Source organism: Nocardia sp. NBC_01730 (assembly GCF_035920445.1).
Classification (GTDB): domain Bacteria; phylum Actinomycetota; class Actinomycetes; order Mycobacteriales; family Mycobacteriaceae; genus Nocardia.
This window is the reverse complement of sequence record NZ_CP109162.1, coordinates 848,893-873,107: the sequence shown is the minus strand read 5'-3', so window position 1 is coordinate 873,107 and position 24,215 is coordinate 848,893. Positions and strand designations below refer to the sequence as shown.

18 protein-coding genes and 4 pseudogenes are annotated in these 24,215 nt (G+C 66.2%); 10 read left to right on the top strand and 12 right to left on the bottom strand.

Translation table 11 applies throughout. The features are described from left to right. Positions 1 to 15 precede the first annotated feature (15 nt). Complete coding sequence (locus tag OHB12_RS03300; protein WP_327116012.1) at positions 16 to 594, bottom strand: TetR/AcrR family transcriptional regulator; 579 nt, start codon at positions 592 to 594, stop codon at positions 16 to 18. Between the two features lie 130 nt (positions 595 to 724). On the opposite strand from OHB12_RS03300, the pseudogene OHB12_RS03295 reads away from it, so the two are divergent. Both OHB12_RS03295 and OHB12_RS03290 read left to right on the top strand, forming a co-directional pair. After that, positions 725 to 1,501: pseudogene (locus OHB12_RS03295) on the top strand (oxidoreductase); the annotation flags it as partial. A gap of 11 nt (positions 1,502 to 1,512) precedes the next feature. After that, on the top strand, positions 1,513 to 1,794 hold the full coding sequence (locus tag OHB12_RS03290; RefSeq protein WP_327116010.1) for a hypothetical protein: 282 nt from the start codon (positions 1,513 to 1,515) through the stop codon (positions 1,792 to 1,794). Positions 1,795 to 2,086: 292 nt separating this feature from the next. On the opposite strand, the gene OHB12_RS03285 is transcribed toward OHB12_RS03290, so the two are convergent. Further along, positions 2,087 to 2,989, bottom strand: a complete 903-nt coding sequence (locus OHB12_RS03285; protein ID WP_327116008.1) for a LysR family transcriptional regulator — start codon at positions 2,987 to 2,989, stop codon at positions 2,087 to 2,089. A gap of 188 nt (positions 2,990 to 3,177) precedes the next feature. Here OHB12_RS03285 and OHB12_RS03280 point away from each other — a divergent pair, with 188 nt between their 5' ends. Continuing rightward, positions 3,178 to 3,474 carry a DUF1330 domain-containing protein gene (locus OHB12_RS03280; RefSeq protein WP_327116006.1) on the top strand — a complete coding sequence of 99 codons (297 nt, stop codon included), beginning with the start codon at positions 3,178 to 3,180 and terminating at the stop codon, positions 3,472 to 3,474. Positions 3,475 to 3,974: 500 nt separating this feature from the next. Here OHB12_RS03280 and OHB12_RS03275 read toward each other — a convergent pair. The 4 genes and pseudogenes from OHB12_RS03275 to lexA all read right to left on the bottom strand — a co-directional run bounded on the left by OHB12_RS03275 (position 3,975) and on the right by lexA (position 9,479). Next, positions 3,975 to 6,561: pseudogene (locus OHB12_RS03275) on the bottom strand (Tn3 family transposase). A gap of 135 nt (positions 6,562 to 6,696) precedes the next feature. Continuing rightward, positions 6,697 to 8,039: pseudogene (locus OHB12_RS03270) on the bottom strand (IS1380 family transposase). A 567-nt stretch (positions 8,040 to 8,606) separates the two neighbouring features. Further along, positions 8,607 to 8,735, bottom strand: a pseudogene (locus tag OHB12_RS03265) (NAD-dependent deacetylase); the annotation flags it as partial. An 81-nt stretch (positions 8,736 to 8,816) separates the two neighbouring features. Further along, positions 8,817 to 9,479 (bottom strand): transcriptional repressor LexA, encoded by a 663-nt coding sequence (lexA, locus tag OHB12_RS03260; RefSeq protein WP_327116004.1) that lies wholly within the window; start codon positions 9,477 to 9,479, stop codon positions 8,817 to 8,819. 115 nt (positions 9,480 to 9,594) lie between these two features. Between lexA and OHB12_RS03255 the strand changes: the two genes are divergently transcribed. Further along, positions 9,595 to 9,741, top strand: coding sequence for a hypothetical protein (locus OHB12_RS03255; protein WP_327116002.1), 147 nt, complete (start codon positions 9,595 to 9,597; stop codon positions 9,739 to 9,741). On the opposite strand, the gene OHB12_RS03250 is transcribed toward OHB12_RS03255, so the two are convergent. The 3 genes from OHB12_RS03250 to OHB12_RS03240 all read right to left on the bottom strand — a co-directional run bounded on the left by OHB12_RS03250 (position 9,713) and on the right by OHB12_RS03240 (position 12,916). After that, positions 9,713 to 11,995, bottom strand: a complete 2,283-nt coding sequence (locus OHB12_RS03250) for a molybdopterin-dependent oxidoreductase (RefSeq protein ID WP_327116000.1) — start codon at positions 11,993 to 11,995, stop codon at positions 9,713 to 9,715. The genes OHB12_RS03255 and OHB12_RS03250 overlap by 29 nt on opposite strands. Before the next feature lie 41 nt (positions 11,996 to 12,036). Beyond that, entirely contained in the window at positions 12,037 to 12,531 is a 495-nt protein-coding gene (locus OHB12_RS03245) for a nitroreductase family deazaflavin-dependent oxidoreductase (protein WP_327115998.1), read from the bottom strand. Between the two features lie 121 nt (positions 12,532 to 12,652). After that, positions 12,653 to 12,916 (bottom strand): hypothetical protein, encoded by a 264-nt coding sequence (locus OHB12_RS03240; RefSeq protein ID WP_327115996.1) that lies wholly within the window; start codon positions 12,914 to 12,916, stop codon positions 12,653 to 12,655. 14 nt (positions 12,917 to 12,930) lie between these two features. Between OHB12_RS03240 and OHB12_RS03235 the strand changes: the two genes are divergently transcribed. The 4 genes from OHB12_RS03235 (at position 12,931) to OHB12_RS36035 (ending at position 15,867) form a co-directional block, all read left to right on the top strand. Then, the gene (locus OHB12_RS03235) at positions 12,931 to 13,140 is read left to right on the top strand and encodes a hypothetical protein (RefSeq protein ID WP_327115994.1); all 210 of its coding nucleotides are present in this window, start codon (positions 12,931 to 12,933) and stop codon (positions 13,138 to 13,140) included. A gap of 303 nt (positions 13,141 to 13,443) precedes the next feature. After that, entirely contained in the window at positions 13,444 to 13,734 is a 291-nt protein-coding gene (locus tag OHB12_RS03230) for a hypothetical protein (RefSeq protein ID WP_327115992.1), read from the top strand. Positions 13,735 to 13,983: 249 nt separating this feature from the next. Beyond that, positions 13,984 to 15,309: a family 1 glycosylhydrolase gene (locus OHB12_RS03225; RefSeq protein ID WP_327115990.1), complete on the top strand. Its 1,326-nt coding sequence runs from the start codon at positions 13,984 to 13,986 to the stop codon at positions 15,307 to 15,309. 333 nt (positions 15,310 to 15,642) lie between these two features. Continuing rightward, positions 15,643 to 15,867: a family 1 glycosylhydrolase gene (locus OHB12_RS36035; protein WP_442799954.1), complete on the top strand. Its 225-nt coding sequence runs from the start codon at positions 15,643 to 15,645 to the stop codon at positions 15,865 to 15,867. A gap of 371 nt (positions 15,868 to 16,238) precedes the next feature. Here the strand turns inward: OHB12_RS36035 and OHB12_RS03215 are convergent, their stop codons facing one another. Then, positions 16,239 to 17,174 (bottom strand): NAD(P)H-dependent flavin oxidoreductase, encoded by a 936-nt coding sequence (locus OHB12_RS03215; protein ID WP_327115988.1) that lies wholly within the window; start codon positions 17,172 to 17,174, stop codon positions 16,239 to 16,241. Positions 17,175 to 17,293: 119 nt separating this feature from the next. Beyond that, positions 17,294 to 17,992 (bottom strand): TetR/AcrR family transcriptional regulator, encoded by a 699-nt coding sequence (locus OHB12_RS03210; RefSeq protein WP_327115986.1) that lies wholly within the window; start codon positions 17,990 to 17,992, stop codon positions 17,294 to 17,296. A gap of 240 nt (positions 17,993 to 18,232) precedes the next feature. Between OHB12_RS03210 and OHB12_RS03205 the strand changes: the two genes are divergently transcribed. Together OHB12_RS03205 and OHB12_RS03200 are read left to right on the top strand one after the other, a co-directional pair. Then, complete coding sequence (locus tag OHB12_RS03205; RefSeq protein ID WP_327115984.1) at positions 18,233 to 19,954, top strand: GMC family oxidoreductase; 1,722 nt, start codon at positions 18,233 to 18,235, stop codon at positions 19,952 to 19,954. 405 nt (positions 19,955 to 20,359) lie between these two features. Continuing rightward, positions 20,360 to 21,925, top strand: coding sequence for a serine hydrolase (locus tag OHB12_RS03200; protein ID WP_327120864.1), 1,566 nt, complete (start codon positions 20,360 to 20,362; stop codon positions 21,923 to 21,925). A 513-nt stretch (positions 21,926 to 22,438) separates the two neighbouring features. Here OHB12_RS03200 and OHB12_RS03195 read toward each other — a convergent pair. Then, entirely contained in the window at positions 22,439 to 23,998 is a 1,560-nt protein-coding gene (locus OHB12_RS03195) for an aldehyde dehydrogenase family protein (protein WP_327115982.1), read from the bottom strand. Positions 23,999 to 24,215: the final 217 nt, after the last annotated feature.

The following is a 24,215-nucleotide window of genomic DNA, read 5'->3' as shown; positions in this document are numbered from 1 at the left end:
GCGGCGGGTCTATTTTCACTGCCCGATGTCCAATAACGCCAGGGCATTCCGGACGCCCTGGTCCAGAATGTCGTCGGCGAGCTGCCGGTCGGCGAGTGCTCGCGAGAGTTGCAGTGTCCCTACCATCATGGCGAAAACGCTGAGCACCTGCACGCGCGCCGATCCCGGATCATCCGGAGACAGCACGGCAGCGATGTCATCGATAACTGCCAACAACCCGGCGGTGTACACATGCCTCGTCGCATCCGCACACCGCCCGATCTCGTCGAGTAGAGCGGCCGAGGGACAGCCGTCCTCGCGACTGTCGCGATGCCCTACCGAGAGATACCAACGCACGAACTGCTCGAGCCCGGCACGATCTCGCACCTGCGCACTCACGCTGGCACGCTGCTCACGCAGCTGGTCGGCGACCGCGTTCGCGACCAGATCCTCCTTCGACGCGAAGTGAGCATAGAAGGCGCCGTTGGTCAGCCCCGCGTCCTTCATCAAGGTAGCGACCCCGGAGCCATCGATGCCGTCCTGTTTAAACCGGCGACCGGCCGCCTCGACAATCCGGCGCCTCGTTGCTTCCTTGTGCTCGCTCCCGTAACGCATCCCACACTCCTTCGGCGTCAGAGCAATCGTTGCACCTGGTCGCCCCGACTCAATTATATTATGCGCGTAATTCAATGCATGAGAATGTCTGGCCCAACGATAGCCAGGCCAGCGGCTCCCCAATCGGATCATGAAGGCTGCCTTGAGCGAAGCACTGGGCACCAAGAAGAACTCCCCCGACGGCCGCCTCGAGCAGCTCTACACGACTTGGAGCCGAGGGGGGACGGCCTGCTCATCACCGGCAACGTGATGGTCGATCGCAGGCAACTCGGCGAGCCGGGCAACATCGTCATTGAGGACGAACACGACCTCGACCCGCTGAGCCGTTGGGCCAAGACCACCAAGGACGCGGGCGTTCCGATCTGGGTACAGCTCAACCATCCGGGACGCCAGTCGAACCCGCTCGCACTTGGACACACCCCCCCTTGCCCCCAGCCCGATACCCCTCGGCTTTCCCGGCGCGGCCACGCCGCACGAGCTGACCTCCGACGAGATCGACGACATCATCGAGCGTTTCGCGACCGTGGCGGCCGTGTGCGAAACAGCCGGGTTCGACGGCGTGCAGGTGCATGGCGCGCACGGCTACCTCGTCGCGCAGTTCCTGTCGCCGTTGTCGAACCAGCGTGACGATGCTTGGGGCGGCGACGCCGAACGGCGGATGCGCTTCGCGCTCGAGGTGGTCCGTCGCATCCGTACGCGCGTGTCACCCGGCTTCGCGGTGGGCATCAAGCTCAATTCGGCCGACTTCCAGCGCAGCGGGTTCACCGAGGACGAGTCACGCGGCGTGGTGGCGGCGTTGGCGCAGGAAGGCCTCGATCTGATCGAGGTGAGTGGTGGAAGCTACGAGGCGCCGGCCATGATGGGCGCGGCGACGGCCAGCACGCAGGCTCGCGAGGCCTACTTCCTCTGAGATTGATCTTGTTCGGCCCTGTCTACCGCGCGGGCGCTTGCGCAGCCGACCTGGCCGGCGGCAACGACGTCTCGGCCACCTCGATCCGCCGCTGGACCGACGGGGTGATCGCGCTGCTCGCGGCCAAGGCCCCGCGCCTGGACCGCGCCCTGGCCAAGATCGCGAAACGCGGCGGCGAGGTCGTCCTGATCGACGGCACCCTCATCCCCACCCACCGCCGCACCGGAAAGGACAACAGACCGAACTCGGCCTCGGGGAGCAATGGAACAGTGGTTGGCGTTAAGCATTGACCGACGTCATGGACGCCGTTGACGGCGGGCGTTCCCGCCGGTTACCCGTGCTTGTCCGGTTCGGCGTCGGCGAAGGTGCGGTACCCGCCGAGATCTCGGGCTGGGCGAGGACGTCACCGCGGTGTACGACTCGGACCGGACCCGGGGCCATCATCGGATGCTGATCCGCCGGTGTAGCGAGGTCGTGTCGGACATTCAGCAAGACCGCCGTCGTCATCACCGCGAAGTCCGCCGGGCGCAAGGTCTTCGGCCTCGCCACCGCAGGCGTCCGTCTCGCTTGACCTCTTGCGCGTCAGTCCGGCAGCCAGTGCAGCTCGTGCGCCAGGGTTTTGGCGACGGCACGGATGCGGCGGTGTAGTGGCGACTGCTCGCGTGGGAGGACCAGGTGGAACGTCAGGCTGGGCGCGACCCGCAGCGGTCGCCAGGTGAGACCGGCCGGTTGTGCCGTGGCCGCGGTTTCTCCGGCCGGGGCGAGGGTGAGCCCGTCGCGCAGGTCGCGCTGAGACATGTCGAAAGAGACTGCGGGCGTGTGGAATCGGGGGTGTGGTCGGGTGTCGCGGAACAGTGCGGACAGCTGATCGTGGATCACGGGGTTGCCCGCACGGTCCGGGAGTCGCAGCGGATACGCGGCCGCGTCGGCGATCTCGATCTCCGGGTCTTCGGCCAGCGGATGGTGCTGCGCCAGCTGGACCCCGATGCGCTCACTCCGCAGCAGGAACCGGCGCACGCCACGGCCCGGCTGTTCACCGCGGGTGATCCCGGCATCGATGCGGCCGTCGGCGACCGCGGGGGAGATCTCCGGTGTCGCCATCGGGACCGCGCCGACCTCGAGTCCCGGGCTGCTGCGAATGAGCCTGTCCACCAGGGCCGGTGCCGTCTCGGCCCCCGCGCTGAGGCTGTATCCGATGCGCAGCGTGCCCAGTTCACCGGCCCCCGCATTCCGGGCGGTGTCCCATGCCCGGTCCAGCGCCGCCAGCGCGGGCGGCGCGGACTCCGCCAAAGCCGCACCGGCCGTGGTCAATACAACGCTACGCGTGTTGCGAACCAGCAGGGCCGTACCGAGCTCCGCCTCCAATCGGCGCATCCGGGCACTGAGTGCGGGCTGCGCGATACCGATCCGTGCGGCCGCGCGGGTGAAGTTCAACTCCTGCGCCAGCACCAGAAAGTACCGCAGGCTCACCGTATCCGGCGCCACATACCCTCCCTGTCGATTGATAACGATCCGTTCTGAGCCTATCCCGTACCGGTCTTTCCCTCGACCGCACATCAAGCCCTAACCTGCGCATATGACGATTCAACTGACCGCGGTACCGGTCGCCGGGATCGATCGATCTGAGTGTCAATTCGAAGTCGGACGTGTCCGGCCGAACACAGGAGGTTTCCATGGCTAAGGGCTACTGGGTCAGTGTCTACCCCGCCATTTCCGACCCTGAGAGGCTGACTGCCTACAACAAGCTGGCCGGTCCGGCTGTCCAGGCTGGGGGCGGGCGCCTCCTGTCCCATGTTGGTAGTCGAGTCGTCGCCCACGAGGCCGGAATCACGCAACGCGTCATTCTGATCGAGTTCGACAGCTTTGAACAGGCCGTCGCGGCATACGAGAGCGAGGCATACCAGAAGGCGCTGGTGGCCCTCCCCGACGGCGTCGAGCGCGACTTCCGCATCATCGAAGGCATCGACTGACCGGCGGGCCCAGCCATTGCTGAGCATCCGTCACCTGATACGCACACGGTGCTGAACGACGACTCACGAGACGAGTTCGAAGCCATGCCCCGCGTCCCAGTTCGTCGTCGACGTCCTCGACGGCCTGACCCTGTCGGGCGGATCGAAGAAGCGACGCGACGTCCGGGCCAGCTGGACTGTCGCGCTGACCTCGTCGACGAAACTCACCCTCGCCCGAAGCGAACCGCTTCTCACACGACAGATCGGTCCAGCGAACACAAGGCTTCGATGACCAGGGGCGCATCCTGCATCCATCTACCGTGTGCCCCGTCGGGGCTACTCAGAGTACTGATATAAAGTTTGAAGAACCTCAGGTCAAGACCTCTTTCGAGGGGTTTCGATCTGCGGTTCTTCTGTTGTTGAAGTAGCCCAGGCGCCGCCCACCACCGGGTCGCCAGCGACCCGACCCGGACGACATCTCCTACCTGGACCTTTCCCACAAGATCCAACGATAGCGCTGGTCAGAACAGGGTGTCGCGGACACGTAGCGGCCGGTACCCGGTCGGGCCGAGCTGTGCGAGCTCAGCGTCGATGTCAACCTCGATAGCGCCGAAGAAGTTGATGTTGGCGCTGTGCGCCGGGGAGATGTGGGCCAGGACCTCGTCGTCGATACGCTGCCCGGCCCGGCGCATCTGCTCGACCGCGAGCCCGTAATACTCCGTGGTCCAGGCGATCACAGCGTTGGTGGCCAGGGTCAAACACCATGCTTGCTCGGTCTGCTGCTCGAGGTGGCGGGCCCTGATCATGCCCTCGTGGGCGTAGAGCAGGTCCCGGCGCAGTGCGTGCATGGACTCGCCCTTGTTGAGCTGGCGGGCGATCTTGCGCCGGTAGTCCGGATTGGAGAGGTACCTCGCGGCGTAGATCGTGCGGCGCAGCGCACCGTACTCCTTCAGAGCTGCGGCCAGGGTGTTCTGGCGACCCGAGGCCGAGAGCTTGCCGACCAGTAGGGAGGCGGTGGCGTGCCCGAACTTCAGCGATCCGGCCAACCGCAGCAGGTCGTCCCAGTGCTCGGCGATCAGATCCAGGTTCGCCTTGCGGGTCATCAACGGTCCGGCATGCGGGGACCGCGCCTCGGCATCGGCACGGGAGCCCGTCCGGTAGAGGGTGATCCGGCCCAGGTCCCGGATCCGTGGGGACAGCTGCCTCCCGAGCAGATCGAACAGCGCGAAGTTCACCAGCGTGACCCCGTGGGTGTCGGTGGCGTGCTCGGTGATCGGCAGATCGGTGGCGTTGCCCAGGATCTCATCCAGGACGTAGTGGGCTTCGCGTTTGGTCGCGACGATGACCTTGGTGCCGTAGGTCGCGTGGGTATCGGTGACGTGGGTGTAGGTCGACAGGCCCTGGTCGGCGAAGTAGCGGCTCACCGGCCGCGCGGTCGTCGACTTACTTCGGGTCGGGAAGCGCTGCCCGTCGCTCGAGGACACGGTGCCGGTCCCGAACACCATGGTCAGGAGCAGCCGCTGGTGGTAGTCGATCAACACCAGGTTGGCCGCGCGCAGGGTCTCCTCGCGCACATACCATTCGTCGGTCCAGGACAGGATGTCGTAGCTGATGCCGCAGGCTTCGGCCATCCGGGTCAACCCGAGGTTCGTCGAGTGCGCCAGCAGCACCGCGATCAGGTTGCGTTTGAGCTCCGGTGTCCGGGTGGCTTGGCCTCCGGCGTGGGTGAAGCAGTCCAGGTAGCCGGTGCGTTTGTCTAGCTCGATCAGCAGTGACACGATCGGCGCGAAGGGTAGCAGTTCGGTCGGCTCGGCCTTGAGCGCGATCGCCTCGGCGGGAACATCTTCCGCGGTCAATGGTGAGATCACCAGTTCCCCGCCCTCGTCGACCCGGACCGGGCCCTCACCTTCGGCCAGCACCGTCTCGAGCTCGCCGAGCGCGGTGTGTAGTTCGTCGACAACGCCAGCCAGCGCGGCGCCGGGATCGGCGGGGCGCCCGACCAGGCGGCAGAACTCCTCGCGTTGCGGGGCCCACTGCTCGCCGGTGAGCAGGTAGGCGGCGGGGTCGGCGTAGCGGCGTGAGCCGGGCACGAACACGTCCCCGCTGCGCAACCCGTCGCGCAGCCCGAGCAGCACGCACAGCTCCCAGTAGTGCCGATACGCCGTCGCGCTGCCGGTCTTACGCGCCTGGTCGAGGTAGCCGCGCCATTTTCGTCGGCACGAACCCGGTTGGGGCGTCGTCGAAGACCTTGCGGCGCCCGGTGGCGTTGAGCTCGTGCAGCATCGCGACCGCGATCAGCAGCTCGGTCGCCGCGGTTCCGCCGGCGAACCCCACTGATTCGAGCACCGCCGGGGTGAACTGGCGCAGAACCGACATATCCAGGCGGTCCGCGCCCAGACCGCGCAGGAACGCCAGCTTGTCGACCTCGGCGCGCACCGCCGCCGCCGATGCCTCCACCGGCCCGGTCGACAGCCACCGCAACCGCGAGATCCCCAGCGAGGCATCGGTGGTCAGCAGCGCGTCCAGTTCCGCGCAGCGGGCCGGGGTGAACTCGTGGGCAAGGCAGTCGTAGGTCTCGCGCTGGGCCTGCTCGCGAGCGTGGGCGATGCGTTCGACCATGGTCACCGGACCGGGCCGGATCACCCGCGCCGAGATCAGATACTCACACCCCAGCCGAAACAACAGCGTCGGGGAATCGTGCTCCATCGCCCGCGCGAGCAGGAACTCGTCGAGTTCCTTGAACTCCATCGCCCCCGCTGAGCGCCAGCCCAGGTATCGCGCGACCAGCCGCAGGTGCTCGGTGCGGGTCTGGGCGCGGCGGCCGTAGGAACCGATCTCGGTTGGACCGACCTTCAGCTGTTCGGCCAGCCGCGCCACCGCCACCGGCGGGGCGGTCACCACTCGATCGGGCACGAACCCCAGCCACGGCAGCGTGCACAACGCGATCGCGATGCCGAGCCGGTCGGCCGGGCCGCGGCCGCGGCCGGGATCGATGAACGCGGCATCGGCCGGGGACAGCGTGAAGTACCGGAACAACTCCTCGCGGCTGATCTCCGGGAACTCCCGCGGCCGCGCCAACTCCCCATCCGCGAACACCCGCGTTGCCACGAACCTGACCTCCGGCACCAACCAATAACGTTGGGAGCCAAGCCAACCAGCAACCGGCGATCACCGCAGGCCGAACACGCGATTCAGCCTCGGCTCGCTGCGGCTACGCCATATCCGTTGTTTTTTCGGCGGCTACTACCGGAACCCCCAGTGGGCGGGCAGGTGCAGGACGGGGGCGGCGTTGCGGGCGCGCGAGCCGGGCGGGAATGTTCACGAGTTTGCGGCGTAGGGTGGCGCCGCGGGCCCGGGTGTGCGGGGCGCCGGCGAGTGTTCCGGCGGCGTGCAGCAGGTTGTGGGCGATCGCGGCGCAGAGCACCCAGGCGGTGTTGGCGGCGAAATGCCCGGAGGGGATGTGGGCCAGGGACCCGTCGATGAGGTCGGCGAACACGGTCTCGATGACGGCGTGGCGGCGGTGGGTGATGTCGGCGTCGGCGGTGGGTTCGGTGGAGTTGGTGAAGAACGGGTGGTATCTCCAGACCGGGAACAGGGCGTCGGGGTAGCGGGCGTCTTTGACGCGGCGCACGATCAGCCGGGCTGTGGTGCGGTCTTTGGTGGAAGCGAAAGCGGTGTAAGCGATTTCGGCGACCTCGGCATCGGAGATCCATTCACCGCTGTCCGGGTCGCGGACCGCGCCCGGGTATTTCACCGGGGCCCACGCGTGGTCGGGGATTGATGCGATGGCCTTGTTCACGGCGGTGTTCTTGGTCAGCACGAGTGAGAACCTGGCGCCGGCACGCAGCGCGGCGTGCACGACCTTGCGGGTGCCGTAGGCCGAGTCGCCGCGCACCAGGATCTCCCCGGTGGCCCCCGCTGTGCGGGCGGTGTCGATCGCGGCGGTGACCATCGAGGCGGCGCCTTTGCCGGAACCGGCTTTCCCGGCACGCAACCTGATCCCGGCGATCACCGGCGCAGCCAGATCGGTGCTGATCGTGGCAGCCAACGGTGAAAGCCCTTTGCGCAGAATCTGTTTCCCCGCGATCTTTGGTGTGCCCGTAGGAAGCGCCCTGCTTCTGCTTGCCATAGACCGGCCGCAGCAGCGAGTCGATGTCCACCAACGCCCTCGTCTCGCTACCGGGCAGCAGATCGGCACGCGCGATGAGCGCGAGCAGATGCCCGCGAAGCACCGACTCCAACTGCTTTCCATGTCCGAAGGTAAACTCCCGCAACAAGATTCCCACTGTTGATGGCGCATACATGTCATCGAACAGCTCGCCCATCCCGCCGCTGCGCAGCAGGCCGATATCGTCGATGCTGTCCGCGCCTGCACACGTCCCCGCGATCAACGTCGTCAGTTTCGGTGCCGGGTTGACCGACCCGGCCTTGATCCGGGACGCCTCGATCGTCACCTTGTCGGCCAACATACTGGTCAGGCCGGTTTGCTCGGCCAACGTCATCACCGGCACCAGCCCCGCCGCCGATACAAGGTTGTCATCGTCGAACCGCGCCGAGTCCCCGGCGAAGGTGTGGAACAATCGCACTGAAAGTGTCTTCCCGATCTGCTGTTGATTGTTGCGTGAGAACATCAATCATCGCAGCTCGGAAGGCACTTTTCCTATTTCAGCACACCCCTCCCCACCGACCACGCCCACGGATCGAGGCTAAGGATAGGCTAAGGATCGAATTCCGTTGCTGTACAAGACATCCAAGCAAATTCGTTCGATTCTCGGCGCACCCGCCACGCCGCGCCTCGTCACCGGCCGGTCAGTCGACGGCCCTCGCGGATCAACCCTGCCAGCCGCTCGGGTGTCAGCGGGGTGACGTGTAAGTGATGCGTGCGGGCCGCCTCCATTATGAAACGAAACTTTCAGCCCCGAACAGGGGCAGACCGCTAAGCGCGACTTTTCTCGTCACTGGACCCCACGTGCCGTCTCCCGCAAAACCATCTACCGCCAACTGACCACAACCTGAACCCCAGCCCCCAACCAAACGACTACGGCAAATCCGCCCGATTTTCGGCCAGTCGGGAACCTCGAACCGGAACTCGGCATCACTGCTGGTCAAGCCATTGTCGTTGTTTTTTCGCGCGATTACTACCGGGACCCCTACGTCATGGGATTGCGCGGCGGCGAGGACGGACCACAGTAGTCCGGAATTCCGCTGTCGGTCGAGATCCCCGCGCCGGTCAACGCTACGACGCGGCGCCCGTCGAGCAGCCGCACCAGCTGCTCGACCATGGCTCCGGGATGTGGCCGCGTGCTGTCCGACATGCGCTTCAGGGTACGACGCCACCACCTGGACCGCTGATGCGGCCGCGTTCAGACCCGCCGCATCACCGAAACGACCTTGCCCAGCACGACCGCCTCGTCGCCGTCGATCACCTCGTAGGCGGCGTTGCGCGGCTCCAGGAACACATGCCCGTTGCGCCGACGGTACACCTTCACCGTCGCCTCCCCGTCGATCATCACCGCCACGATCTCCCCCGAATGGGCCTCGTGCTGTTGGCGGATCACCACGATGTCCCCGTCGCAGATCGCCGCGTCGATCATCGAATCGCCGCGCACACGCAGCCCGAACACTGTGCCGCGCCCGACGAGATCACGCGGCAGCGTCATGGTGTCGTCGACATGCTCCTCGGCCAGGATCGGCGTGCCCGCCGCGATGTCACCGACCACCGGGACCGCGACCGAATCCTGGGCCGTCTCCTGCCTCACCGGGCCCTGCAGGAACATCCGCACATCGATCGGACGCGACACCGTCTGGCTGCGACGCAGAAAACCGCGCTCCTCCAAGCTCTTCAGATGCTTGGACACCGACGACGAGGACCGCAGCCCCACGGCGGCGCCGAGCTCGCGGGTATTCGGCGGATACCCGAACCTGACCACCCAATCCCGAATCGTGGCGAGAATCCGCTGTTGCCGCGGCGGCAGCGTCGAGGTGTCGAGGTGCTCGAACGCGTCGAGCTGGTGGTATCCAGTCACCCGGGAATGGTAGTGGTCCCGACGCACATGCGGCGCCAACGGGCGCGGCTCGTCGCGATGAGCAGCGCCAAGGCGTGCGCCGACCGGGCGTACGCTCGAAAAGGGTTGCCACGAGATGTGCTTCGAGTTCTTGGTCATGTACTGGACCGCCTACTTCGAGGCGAACCACCCGGCCGAGTTCATGGCCGCCCTACTCACCTCGGTCGGCGACGACAAGGACAAGCCCGCTTCTGCTACTCGGTCACGGGCGGCGGGCTGCTGACCGCCAAGTCCGGAACCGCATCCGCATACCGTTCGATCTCCACCAGCGCAAGCTGCCCTGTGCAGCCCTGACTGAGGGTGGAGGTGGGCCGGTCGGCGGTCAGCACGTTCGGGTTGCCGTGACGGCAGAACGTCGGATCGTCCGGGTCGGGGTCATACCACGCACCGGTGGACAACTGTGCGATACCTGCCCGCACCGCGTCGTCGACCACGAGCCCGGCCAGGCAGCTGCCGCGACCGTTGAAGATCCGAACGATCTCGCCCTCGTGCAGACCGCGGGCCGCGGCGTCCAACGGATGCAACCGAACCGGTTCGCGCCCAGCGACTTTCGTTGACTGGCTGTGCGCGCCGACATCCAACTGGCTGTGCAACTTGGTACGCGGCTGGTTGGCCACCAACTGCAGCGGGAACCACGCGGCGGCCGCACCACCGAGCCATTCCTCGGGCTCCAGCCATACCGGGTGCCCAGGGCAGTCGGCGTAGCCGAAGCCGTCGACCATCTCGGAAAAGATCTCGATCTTCCCGCTCGGCGTCGTGAGCGGAAACCGGTCCGGGTCGGCGCGGAACTGTGCGCCCAACACCTGATCCGGATCGGGCACCGGAAGCTCGAGGCTTTCACTAGCCCAGAACGCGTCGAATTCCGGCAGGTCGTGTCCCGCCACGGACTGGACCAGCCGCCATTCCCCGTACAGATGCCGCAACCACTCGCCCGCGGTACGTCCCTCGCTGAATTCCTTACCGACGCCCAATCTTTCGGCCGTCTCGGCGAACATCCAGTAGTCGTCGCGCGCGACGCCGTGCGGCCGGGTAAGGGCCCGCATCGGAAAGAACACTCGGTCGCCCTCCCCGACGCCGTAGTCGTCGCGCTCGATCGACATGGTCGACGGCAATACGATGTCAGCGTGCCGCGCGGTGGCCGTCCAGAACGCATCGTGTACCACCACCGTGTCCGGACGCGCGAACGCCGTACGTAGCCGGGCCAAATTCTGGTGGTGATGGAACGGATTTCCGCCGCACCAGTACACCAGTCGGATATCCGGATATACCAGATCATGGCCGTTGTACCGGTAGGGCAGACCGGGATTCAGCAGCATATCCGCGATCCGCGCGACCGGGATGAAGGTCTCGACACCGTTGCGCCCCTGCGGAAATCGCGGCACCGGAATGCGCGCCGGCTCGCCCAGGCTCGCCGCAGACCCGTAGCCGTGCCCGAAGCCACCCCCCGGAAGACCGATCTGGCCCAGCATCGCCGCAAGCACCACACCCAGCCACAGCGGCTGCTCGCCGTACTGCGCGCGTTGCAGCGACCAGCTCACCGTCACCAACGTCCGCACGGCGGCCATTTCACGCGCCAACGTTCGAATGCGGCCAGCAGGCACGCCGGTGATCGCAGCGGCCCATTGCGGATCCTTCACGGTTCCGTCCACCGTACCGCGCAGGTAATCAGCGAACCGGTCGTAGCCGACGGTGTATTTACGCAGAAACTCTCTGTCTGCCAAGCCCTCCTCGTCCAGAACCTGCGCCAGCGCCAACATCAGCGCCGCGTCGCTGCCCGGCAGCGGGGCGATCCATTCGGCCTCGCCCTCTTGCGGGGTGTCGTCGCGCAGCGGACTGATCGACACGAACCGGCAGCCCCGCGCGCGAGCCGCGGCGATCCAGGTCCGCGCGTTGTGCCGGGACACCCCGCCCGGCGACACGGCCGCGTTCTTCGGCGACAAGCCACCGAACGCGACGACCAGTTCGGAATGCTCGGCCAGCACGGTTTTCGCCGTCGCATGCTGCATCACCCAGCCGATATCGCCGATCACGTGCGGCAGCAACACCGTCGAGGCGCCCAAGCTGTAGCTGTTCGCATGCCGGACATAGCCGCCGAGACAATTGAGGAACCGGTGCAGCTGGCTCTGCGCGTGATGAAACCGCCCAGCACTGGCCCAGCCGTACGATCCGCCGTACACCGCCTCCGCCCCGTGCCCGCTGTACACCCGGCCGAGCTCACCGGCCAGCAGATCCAACGCCCTCTCCCACGACACCGGGACAAACGGGTCCGCACCCCGCGGCGCCGCGCCCGGCCCGTTCGCGAGCCACCCCCGGCGCACATACGGCTGGTCGATTCGTGTCGGATGATGTTGGGCTGAAGCGATGTTCTCGATCAGCGGCATCGGCTCCGGATCCCCGCGCCACGGCCGCACCGAGGTCAGCCGCTCCCCATCGCTGCTCGCCTCGAATGCGCCCCAGTGAGTCAGATGCGTGGTCACCGTTCAACCGTAGCTGCCCCCCACCGACACCGGGCCGCAGTTCATCCCACAGTGCTCCGAGGGAGGCGGCGCAGCTCGAAGATACGGAACAATCGGCCGCCAGAGAGTTCGTACTCCATCTCGTAACCGGGCCAGAACTCGACGGCCAGATCCCAGGCGTGCTTGCGATCGACCCCGGTGATTTCGCGGACCGCGACCCGGAACTGTTCGCCCTTGTGCCGGACCGTGGCGGCGCCGGCGGCGCGCAGATTCACCGACCACGCCGGATGATCGGGACCACCCCAGTTGGAACCGAGGATCAAGAAGTCCTCTCCGAGCGGGACGTATAGCAGCGAGGTTGTGCGCGGGATACCGGTCTTACGTCCCGCGACGGTGACCTCGATCGAGGGCAGACCAGCCACATCGAGCACACCTATCCGGCCACCGGTCGCGCGTCGAATCAGCCGCTCCAGTGGCAGCACCACCGGCGCGCAGCGCATCACCCAGCGCTGCTGGGCAAGCCGCCGGGCCAGCCGAGGCAATGGATTCGGAACCATGTTCGAATCCTGACACGCCATGGTCCCGAGATAAGTCGACAAGCGGGGAGCGAGGGGCATCTCACATCGGACCGTGCCGCTCGCCGAGCGGCGAGCGGACGGCGACGCGACACGACGTGGATCAGACGATGGCGATCGCCGCGCACAGACCCAGGAGCGCGACGGCCTGCAGCGCGACGCGGGCGTTGACCACGCTGTCCCATTTCTCCTGCAGCGCACGGGCGTTCGGCGGTGTCGTTCCCGCGTGCGTCGCAGCGGTCTGCACGGCGTTCACCGGCTTGGCGACCCGCACGTAGACGGCGAGCCAGATCACCAGCGCCCCCACCGCGACGCCCGCGGCAACCGCGGCCTGTCCGGCGACGACCACGACGACCACGGTGACCACACGTCGATGGCGACGTGAGCGACCTGGATGCCGGTGCCGTCCAGCTCCTTGTGCAGGTTGACCACCCAGTTCCGCAGCGCTGCGGCGGCGGCGTTGACGTTGCCGACCATCGGCAGCGGTTCGAGAGAGCCGGCGTGGCCAGCACGGTGGACTCCATGGCGAGCGGGGAGTACTCCAGGACGTCGATGCCGCCGAACCTGGCGGCGGCGTCCTTGAACGCCTGAGTGAGCGCGTCGTGGTCGAGTACATCCGCGGGGAATGCGGCCGCGGCGATAGTGACATCCACCCAGGTAGCCGCGTGCCAGCCGCAGCGACACGGAGTCGTGGCTGCGGTTGGTCGGCGGCGTCGTCACGGTTCGAGGGTAGGGGTTCCCGGTAGTCAACCCCGGAATCCTGAAGCAGTCAGGAAGTGCTTAGTAGCTTCGGAGGCAGCCGGTTTCGTCTAGCGTGACCGGGCGTGCGTCAGGAGTGGTCGACCGCCGTTCCGGCCCGACTTCTTCTTCACCTTCCTGACGAGTCTGAGCGCGATGGCGATCGTCGCGCTGAACGACCGCGACGCTGCCGAGGAGATCTACGCGGACCTGCTCCCCCACCGCGACGGTCCCCCGGCGGGTGCGGCGAGCCTGTCGCTGGCCCTGCGTCCGGTCGCCCACACGCTCGGCGAACTCGCCCACTTCGCCCAGGCCTCCGTCATCACAGCTTCAGGTACGTCGTGGACGGCGTCGTCACCGGCGCGCCACCCTTCCCTCCTCTATGCGAGGCGGGTTTGGTGGCGTGAGATTTGTACTGACTTGATTATTAGCATCATCTATGCATAAATGCGCATATCTACGTAGCTATATGTATTATGCTTGCCATAGTTCACTAGAACCCGCCGTAGATAAGCGCAGCACCCCCGGAACTGCCCCGTACGCAGGGTTACTCGCTCGAGGTCGTCCCACTCCCCTGCCCACTTCAGCAAAGACGGACAAGTGACCAGTTACCCTGTTCCCCGTGGTGCCCACCCCCAACCCGGTGCGCATCGGCGGTCCACGAGCGCCGGTCACCCCTCTCGGAACAGGAGTTCGATGCGATCACACCGTCGCCACGTCTTGGCCGCGCTCGCGGCTGCCGCTGCGGCACTTGTCATGGGTGGCACCGCGCCGGCGGCAGCGCGGCCCGCGCCCCCTGCCCAGGTCACGCCAATGGGGGCGGATTTCCTCTGGGGCGTCGCCGCGTCTGGCTACCAGTCGGAAGGGCACGCGCCCGACAGCAACTGGTCCCGCTATGCCGCGTCCGGAATGACGCAGGACCCGTACCTGAATTCGGTGGATTTCTTCACAAAGATTGGTACCGACGTTGCGCTCGCAGCCAGTCTCGGAGTGAAGGTCTACCGGATCGGCATCGAGTGGGCCAGGGTCCAACCCAGCGCTGGCGTCTGGGACGAGGCTGGTCTCAGATTTTATGACCACGTGATCAATTCGATCACCGCGGCGGGCATGCGGCCGATGCTGACCATCGACCACTGGGTCTACCCCGGCTGGGAAGTCGACCGCGGCGGCTGGGGCAGCCGGAACATCGTCGAGGACTGGCTGGCAAACGCACGCACCGTCGTCGACCGCTTCGCCGCCAGCAACCCACTCTGGGTCACCTTCAACGAGCCCACCTTCTACGCCGTCAACGAACTGCGCCACGGCGGCATCTCCCCCACCGCCACGCCCACCATGCTTGACCAGATCGCCCAAGCGCACAACGGCATCTACGACTACATCCACAGCGTGCAGCCCGGTGCCCAAGTCACCAGCAACGTCGCCTACATCCCCGGCGGTGAAGACATCGTGAATGGACCGTTGGTCAGCAAGATCAGCGCAAAACTGGACTACATCGGTATCGACTACTACTACGGGCTCTCCCCGGAAACCCTCCTCGCCGGCCCCCCGGACTTCCAGAAGCTATGGACACAGGCCCTACAGCCCGAAGGCATCTACTATGCACTGCAACACTACTCACGCGCCTTCCCCGGCAAACCGCTCTACATAGTCGAAAACGGCTTGCCCACAGAGAACGGCGCACCTCGCGCCGACGGCTATACCCGCGCCGACAACCTCCGCGACACCGTCTACTGGCTCCAACGCGCCAAGGCCGACGGCATCAACCTCATCGGCTACAACTACTGGAGCCTCACCGACAACTACGAATGGGGCTCCTACACCCCACGATTCGGCCTCTACACCGTCGACGTACTCACCGACCCCACCCTCACCCGCAAACCCACCGACGCCGTCCCCGCCTACACCGCCATCACCCACAACGGCGGCGTCCCCGCCGACTACCGCCCCACCCGCACCCCCAAACCCTGCTCCTTCGTCGACGCCACCGCCAGCTGCACCGACCCCGTCACAGTGCCCGAGTAGACAAGCAGAACAATCAGCAATTCTGAACACCGATGCCACTCGACGTCGATGAGGCCGCCGCAATTGAGGGTCGCGGCGACACTGAGGATCCAGACGTGGTGACCAGCAATGTCGCCTACATTCCGGGCGGTGAGGACGTCACGAACAAGCCGCTCATTGATAGATCGATGCCGAGCTCGACTACTACTACAGACTGTCCCCCGATACCCTCACCGGCATGACGAACTTCACGGAGCTGCGGAAGAATCCCCTGTAACGGGAAGGCATCTACTATGCGCTGCAGCATTATCGCCCCAGTTTCCGTGAAAGCCGCTCTACATCGTCGAGAACGGCATGCCGCGCGCGGACGGATACGGCCGTGCCGACTCACTCCGCGACACCGTCTACTGGCTCCAGCGCGCCAAGGCCGACGGAATGAATCTCATCGGCTACAACTACTGGAGCCTCACCGACAACTACGAGTGGGGTTCGTACACACCACGTTTCGTCCTCTACACGGTGGACATGCTGACCGATCCCACGCGGAATCGCAAGCCGACGGACGCGTTCGCGGCGTAGACGGCCATCACCGGGGCGGGCAGCGTCGCACCCGACTACCGACCCACCTGGGCGCCGAGGGACTGCTCGTTCGTCGATGCTCTGGCCAGCTGCGTCGACCCGGTCACCGTGCCACGGTGACGCCGCCACCGGCCGGACCAGGAGGCACCATCGACAGGAGGCAGATGATGGCCGACGACTCCGTCGCGATGCCGCACCGCTGGCATAATTCCGGCGGTGTTTGGCGTGTTTCGGCCGCCGATCCGGCGCGGTCACCGTCGCGCTCTATTCGTGTACCGGCGGCGAGGAAGTCGATCACTTCACCTCCGCCGATCCCGACCTGATCCCTTTCCTCCCCGATCGGCACAGCAGCGAGGTCTGGTCGCAGCCGCTCACTCCTCGGCAAAGCCGCTCGTGATGTGTGCGGTCGCGCCCGACCACAGCCGCTCGATCACTCGCGCAGCCGGTTCCACAACGGTGATGATGCCGACGCCTTGCCCGGCGTCCACGGGTGCGACGGCGGGATCGTCCGCGGCGATCCCGGCGGCCAGCGTCTCCTTCGCCGCCGGGTCGGCGGCGAGCCGGGCCTCCCGCCCGGTCCAGCGCTCCGCGAACCCGTTACGCAGCACTCGCGCGGGGAACCTTGCAGGCCAAGGCAATTCCATCCCGACGTCGAACGCGCGGGTGACTACCGTATCCTCGCCCCGCGCGGCTAGCAACGCTTGTCGGCCCGCCTCCGACAACAGTGATTCCGAGCAGGCCGCCAGGCAGGTGCCCAACCATGCGCCACTCGCTCCCGCCAGCAGCGCCGCCGCCAGGTCCGAGGGCGCACCGATCCCACCGGCGGCGAGCACGGGAACCGACGCGACATCCAGCACCTCGTCCAGGAGCGGCAGCAGCGGCTTCGTCACCGCGCCGTGTCCGCCGCCTTCCATACCGCGCGCCACGAGGAGACCCACACCCGCGTCCTGCGCCCGCCGCGCGTCCTGCGCGTTGTACACCTGCGTTGTCGGGACGATCCCCGCAGCAGTGACCCGGGCAACCCAGTCGAGGTCGGCGCCGAAGCTCACCGAGATCAGCGCTGGCTGGGCGGCGATCGCGACGTTCATCAGCTCCGGTTGCGCTGCGACCACCCAGTCCACCAGACCGATTCCGAGCGGCCCGGCGATTCCGCGGACATGCGGCAGTTCTCGTTCCAGCGCTGCGACCGACCCGGCACTGCCCATCCCGATCATGCCGAGCCCACCGGCCGCGATCACCGCCGCCGCCAGCCGCCCGCCCGCCACCCCACCCATTGGCGCGTTGACCAGTGGAATGCGCACACCCATGCGTCGCGACCATGCGGTCGCGGCACTCGGCTCGCCCGACAGAGGTAGCTGCATTCGAGACGCTGTCACGTGATTCATACCAACACACCGCGGCGACGGGGTTCGGATCGGCCGGAGCGTCAGCCGCGATAGCCGAGCATGTCCAGCAAGGCGTCGAGCTGGAGTTCGAACAGTTCGTCGCGGTCGGCGAAGGTGCCGGTGCCGTACATGTCGAAGACGTCGGCGCTCGTCGCGCCGATCAGGCTGACCCAGAACGTCACGCCGCGGGCGACCAGCCAGTCCGGCAGGTCGAGCTGGAATTCGTCTCGGATACCCGCGAAATCGCCTGCGAGCGGGGCGGATGCGCGTAGCTCACGATGGGGTGCGACAAGCAGGCCCGCCTGGTGGGCGCGAGCAACCAGGGTCAGCATCGTGACGATCACCCGCGTGCCCGACGCGACGGTCTCAGCCGCGGGAGCGTTGTAGCCGGGCACAGGTGTGCCGAACAGCAATCCGTAGCGGGCAGGTTCGGCCAGTGCCCAGCGCCGGATGGTGCGGCCGAGGACGCGCAGGTGCTCGATCGGATCGTCGGCGTTGTCCGCCAGCGCGGCGTCGACCTCGTCGCCGAGCGCGTTGTAGCCGTCGATCACGAGCAGCGTGAGCAGCTCATCACGGCTGCGGACGTACCGGTAGACGGCTGAAGAGACCACTCCGAGGTCGCGGGCCACGGCGCGCAGCGACAGCGCGGTGGCGCCGTCGGTCGCCAGGTGTTCCCGTCCGATGCGAACGATGTCGTTCATGGTCTGGACCCTGGCGCGGGCGCGAGGTGTCCTCGGCATACCAGACACCATGCGCGCTTGCGAGAGCGATGTCAACTATTGCGAGCGCCGCTCTTGAGAAGCCGAATGTTGCTCAGGTAGCACGAGAAGGGAGCACCTTCGCAGCGGCAGCCTCTAGTCCGGTCCGCAATCCACTCGCTGTCGTGACAAAAGATTCGAAGCCGAAGCCACGTTGTGACGCGAAACCTACCCGGTAGTAGTGTTAGCCGAGTCACCGGTGGCACGATCGAGGAGTTCCACATGGACCAGCGGACGACGGATTTCGATGTGCTGATCGTCGGTTCCGGGTTCGGCGGCAGCGTCACCGCACTCCGACTGGTGGAGAAGGGCTACAAGGTCGGCGTGCTGGAAGCAGGCCGACGCTTCGCCGACGACGAGCTGCCCAAGACCAGCTGGGAGCTGAAAAAGTTCCTCTGGGCGCCCGCGCTCGGCTGCTACGGAATCCAGCGAATCCACCCGCTGCGCAACGTCCTCATCCTCGGCGGCGCCGGTGTCGGCGGAGGCTCGCTGAACTATGCCAACACGCTGTACGTACCGCCGGAGCCGTTCTTCCAGGACGCGCAGTGGCGCGACATGACCGACTGGCGCGACGAGCTGACCCCGTACTACGCGCAGGCGCAGAAGATGCTCGGAGTGGTGCGCAACCCGCACATGACGCCCGCCGACAAGGTCTTCAAGGCAGTCGCCGACGATATGGGTGTCGGCGACACCTTCGTGCAGACGCCGGTCGGCGTGTTCTTCGGCGAACCGGGAAAGACCGTGGCGGACCCGTACTTCGGTGGCGTCGGCCCCGAGCGCACCGGCTGCGTCGAATGCGGCGACTGTATGGTGGGCTGCAAGTACGGCGCGAAGAACACCCTCGTGAAGAACTACCTATATCTCGCCGAACAGGCCGGTGCCGAGGTGATTCCGATGACGACCGTCACCGAACTGCGTCCGCATCCCGACGGCACCTGGGACGTGTCCACCGCCCGCACCGGTGCGTGGGTCCGCAAGCGGCCACAGGCACTGACCGCGGCACACGTCGTGCTCGCCGCGGGGACACGCGGCACCCAGAAGCTGCTGTTCGCCATGCGCGACAAGGGTGTGCTGCCGGACCTGTCCGATCGGCTCGGCGTGCTGACCCGCACCAACTCGGAGTCGATCGTCGGTGCGGCGACGAAGAAGGTCACCCCGGGTATCGACTTCACCAAGGGTGTCGCGATCACCTCTTCGATCCATCCCACCCCCGACACCCACATCGAGCCGGTTCGCTACGGCAAAGGCTCCAACTCGATGGGCCTGTTGCAGACGCTGATGGTCGACGGCGGCGGCCGCATCCCGCGCTGGCTGCGCTTCCTCGGCTTGGTGCTGCGGCATCCCATGGACCTGCTCAGCTTCCTGAGCACCACGAACTGGAGCGAGCGGACCATCATCTCGCTGGTCATGCAGCACTTGGACAATTCGATCACGACCTACACCAAGCGTGGGTTGTTCGGCCGCAAGCTCACCAGCAAGCAGGGGCACGGCGAGCCCAATCCCACCTGGATTCCGATGGGCAACGAGGTGACCCGCCGGGTCGCCGAGACAATCGGCGGCATCGCGGGCGGTAGCTGGGGCGAGATCTTCAATATCCCGCTCACGGCCCACTTCCTCGGCGGTGCGGTGATCGGGGCCGACGCGGAGCACGGCGTGATCGACGGGTATCACCGCGCATACGGCTATCCGACGCTCAGCGTCGTCGACGGCGCGGCAGTCTCGGCCAACCTCGGTGTGAACCCCTCGCTGACCATCGCCGCCCAAGCCGAGCGGGCGGCGGCGTACTGGCCGAACAAGGGTGAGGTGGATGCCCGGCCACCGATCGGCACCGGTTATCAGCGCATCGCCCCGATCGCCCCCGCCAAACCGGTGGTTCCGGCAAGTTCCCCTGCGGCGCTGACGCTTCCGATCGTCGAGATCCGGGAGACACCCGCCGCCGGATAACATGCAGGCAGCGTTCCTCGGTGCGACCGCCCCCGCTGTCCAACCTACGACGCACGCTCGGCAGCAGCCACGCACGGGCAACCTCGGAATCCCCGAGTTCGCATCGACGCCGAGCACGGCGAGGCTTGGAGCGTCCGCCGACGCTCCGATGCGCGACAGGGAGCCGGTGTCCGGGAAGTCGGCCCGTACCCGTCGCGGGTGTCACCCCTGCCGAGCGAGGCCCGGACGTCGCGCTGGGATCAGTCTGCGTCCGCGATCCGGTAAGCCGTCCTGCCGTGCCGAGAGATACCGGAAACATCCCGCAGCAATATCAGCTCCACTAGTCTGAACTGGTCTTTTGTCTCTACGACGGCCAGGAGGCGACCTGTGAGCACACTGCGGCGCGCACTGCTCGGTCCCGCGGTGATGGCGGCCGCCGCCATCCTCGCCGCTTCGGGCTGTAGCGGCGACCGGCGATCGGACTCCTCTTCCGGCGACGGCACGCCGACCAGTGCCGCGGTGATGCCCAACCAGATTGCCGGAGTACCGGTCCCGGACGGACGGATCGGTGATGCGGTGGCCCAACTGGACCAACTCGCCGACGGTTTGCTGGCATCCTCGGGGGTTCCGGGAATGGCTGTCGCCGTCATCCATGGCGGAAAGGTGGTGTACAGCAAGGGGTTCGGCGTCCGCGACGTCGTCACCAAAGAAAAGGTGGACTCGGACACGGTTTTCCAGCTTGCGTCGGTCTCGAAATCCGTCGGTGCGACGGTCGTCGCCCGCCGGATCGCCGCGGGGGGCGTCGCATGGGACACCCCGGTACGTCGACTTCTGCCGTCCTTCGCGCTCGCCGACCCCTACGTCGCCGATCATGTCACGATCGGCGACCTGTACTCGCACCGCTCCGGGCTTCCGGATCATGCGGGCGACCTACTGGAAGACTTGGGATACGACCGCCAGCAGGTGCTCGACCGGCTGCGACTGCTGCCGCTCGGCCCCTTCCGGGACTCCTACGCGTACACCAATTTCGGGGTGACCGCGGCCGCGGCCGCCGTGGCGGCGGCCGCGGGCACCGACTGGGAGACGCTGTCCCAGCAAACGATCTATGGTCCGCTCGGCATGGACTCGACCAGCTCGCGGTACACCGACTTCGCATCCCGCGCGAACCACGCTGACGGCCATGTCCTCGTCGACGGCAGGTACGAGGTGGCGAATCCGCAACGCCAACCCGATGCGCAGTCCGCGGCAGGCGGGGTCAGCTCGTCGGTCGCCGACATGGCCAAGTGGATGACTATGGTGCTCGCGAACGGCTCCGCGAACGGTCATGTGCTCGTGCCACCGGACGATCTACTGCCCGCCATCTCGCCGCAGGCGGTGTCGGTGCCGCCGAAAACGCCGGACGCGCGCGCCGGGTTCTACGGGTTCGGCTTCAACGTGAACGACTCCGCCGCGGGCCGCGTCGTGCTCGGCCACTCCGGGGCGTTCAGCCTCGGCGCGGGAACCGCGTTCATGCTGATTCCCTCTGCCGACCTCGGCATCGTGACGTTGACCAACGCGGCGCCGATCGGGGTGCCCGAAACACTGAACGCCGAGTTCGCCGACCTGGTCCAATTCGGGAAGATCCAGCAGGACTGGCGCACCCGGTATCGCGAGGCGTTCGAACCACTCGCCGCACCGACCGGCGCACTGGTCGGCAAGCCGCTGCCCGCAGATCCCGCTCCCGCGCGCCCCCTGCCGAGCTACGCGGGCACCTACGACAATGCCTACTACGGCCCGGCGATGGTCACCGCTACCGGCAACTCCTTGACCCTCGCCCTCGGCCCGAGGAACACGACCTTTCCACTGAAGCACTGGGACGGCAACACTTTCGTCTTCACCCCGCCGGGCGAGAACGCCAGCAAGGGCACGATCTCCCAGGCGATCTTCGACGGCGGCAGGCTCACGCTGGAGTACTACGACACCGAACACCTCGGCGTTTTCACCCAGCCGTGAGAGCACCTTTCAGCCCGCACGTCGACCTGCCGGCATTGCTCGAGCATCCTGGACCGGCTCCGCTACGACATGGAACCTCGGCACCAGTTCGATAACCACACCGCTGCAGGGATGCTCGACGACGCGCAGTCATCGAATACACCGTACGCGCACTCGATCCGGGAACCGGACCGTTGTACGAGGCGCAGATCGCGATGGGCACGCTGATCTTGCTGTCGCGTGGCTTCCCCCGCCGGACTGCGCAATTGCGTACGATGGCTGCGCCCTGGGGACGTGGCGGCGTCCGCTCGGCAACGGGGAAGTGACCCGCCCGGAGGGCACGACGTACCGGGCGGGTCACGGCCCGCGCCACTGCGAGCCCTGCGTTCGATGAGCGGGTCGACTGAAGGCGACAACCTACGACGAATATCCACAGCAGTAAGCCGCGCAGGATGATCCGACCCCATGGTGTCCGTCGCCGTTGCCGCGGCGAGCAGTAGACCGTTGTGAACTGCATGCCGTGATCGGACGGAATCAGATGGTGATGCCCGGCCCACTTCCGACCGGTATGCCGGACACAATTTCCTCGGGCAGGTCGAGGCTGGGATCGACGGAGATCGTCTTCTGCAGAAGATACTCCTGCACCGCCCCGACGCCGTGCTCGCGCCCGAGTCCGGACTCTTTGTAACCACCGAAAGGAGATCCGAGATCCGCGGCGAATGTATTCACGGAGAAAGTCCCCGTCCGCATTCTCTTTGCGATGTCGAAACCGCGGGCAGAGTCAGCAGTGAAGACGGACCCGGCCAGACCATAGCGGCTTTGATTGGCGATACGGATAGCGTCCTCCTCGCCTTTGTGCGCGATCAAAACGGCTACCGGCCCGAATATCTCGTTCTGCGCGATGTCCATGTCGTTGGTGACGTCCGTGACCAACGTCGGTTCGATGTACCAGCCTTCCGAGAGATGCGCCGGCCGCCGGCCGCCGGTGCGAATCGTTGCTCCTTGCTCAACCGCCCGGGCAAGGTGTGCTTCGATTCGCTCCAGGTGCGACTTACTGATCACTGGTCCCACCACCGTGTCAGCGTCGCGCGGATCGCCCACCTTCAGCGCTTCGAACGCACGCGTGAATGCATCGGCATAGAACTCGTACTGTTCCTCGGGAACAAGAAACCGGGTCTGAGCGACGCAGCTCTGACCGGAATTGGTGGCAACACTTGCTCCCACGAGAGTGGGAACGACGATCTCGGGATCGGCATCCGCCAGGACTATCGCCGCCGATTTTCCGCCGAGTTCCAAGACGACCGGTCGAATCAATTCGCCGCATGTCGCGCCGATCTTCTTGCCGACTTCGGTGGATCCGGTGAAGCTCACCATGTCCACGCCGGGATGTCCGACGAGATACTCGGACTCGCCCGCTCGCGCCGCCACGATATTGATGACTCCAGCGGGGAAATCGATCTTCTGCAACAGATTTCCGAGGTTGAAGATCGCCAGCGGGTTCGGCTCCGTCGCTTTGACAACGACCGTGCATCCAGCGATCAGTGCGGGACCGATCTTCTGCGCCACGGCCGGAAGAGCGAAGTTATAGGCAGGAAATGTCGCGACAACGCCCACCGGCTCCTTGACCACCAGGCTCTTGCCTGCCATCGGAATGATGCCGACCGCATCCCCCGATCCCGCAAACGGGGACAGGTCGCTGACGCGCAGCTCACTGGTCTCCAGCGACTTTGCAACTTCGGCAGCATAATTCAGGCTCATCACCGGCGCGACGGCCTGGTAGACCCGGGAGAGAAGATGGCCGCAGCCCAGCTCGTCGGTAATCAGCTCGGCGAATTCCTCGGCATGTGCGGCGATCGCCGCCGCAAGGCGGACGAGATGCTCACCACGCTGCGCTGGAGTGAGATTCGGCCAGTCGGAGTCGTCGAAACTCTGCCGGGCGGCGGCAACGGCCGCGTCGATATCCGCATCGGTCGCGGCCGGGACCGAACCGATCGGCTTGCCGCTTGCGGGCGAAATCACCTCGAATCTGTCGTGGGAGGATGCCTTTCGCCAAGATCCCCCAATAAAGAATCCAGTGAATTCGCGGTCGATCACCCGAAGCTCCTCTCACAGGGCACGATCCAAATCGGCACCTTGCGCCGACCCGAACCGACTTGAACTCGGTTCGATTTAACCTTACCTCCGCAGCGATCCGCTTCACAAGCGTTTTCGTTATTAAACCGACTTCAGTTATAGAGTTGTGGTGATCAGAACGGGGATATGACGCGGTGCATGAGGACCATCGAGTGCCAGGGTCCACACGGACGTACTT